The sequence below is a fragment of the Mesorhizobium sp. M1A.T.Ca.IN.004.03.1.1 genome (genome assembly GCF_003997555.1).
In the GTDB taxonomy this organism is placed as follows: Bacteria; Pseudomonadota; Alphaproteobacteria; order Rhizobiales; family Rhizobiaceae; genus Mesorhizobium.
In genome coordinates, this window is the sequence record NZ_RZTV01000819.1 from 1 (window position 1) to 248 (window position 248).

1 pseudogene is annotated in these 248 nt (G+C 51.6%); it reads right to left on the reverse strand.

Annotation, left to right across the window (positions count from 1 at the left end):
• Positions 1-145: 145 nt before the first annotated feature.
• Positions 146-248: pseudogene (locus tag EOD29_RS33950) on the reverse strand (MarR family transcriptional regulator); the annotation flags it as partial.

Below are 248 nucleotides of genomic sequence, written 5' to 3' on the forward strand. Positions count from 1 at the left end.
CGTCGAAAGCTTGATCTTCTGGACCACGTGTCCTCCTCCAGGCAGCACGCAAGACAGCAAGACCACGCTGGAAAACCGGCGCGGCCTTAAAATGTTTAATTAAAAGATTTAGCCGGCGGAGGCAATTGGTCTTTTCAGGGAATTTTCAGTCTTCGTCCGGCTCTTCGATGGGAAGCGCTTCGGCCTGCAGGTTGGCATCGATCGCTTTCAGCAGGCGAACAAGATTGCGGATTTCCTTTTCTGAGAAT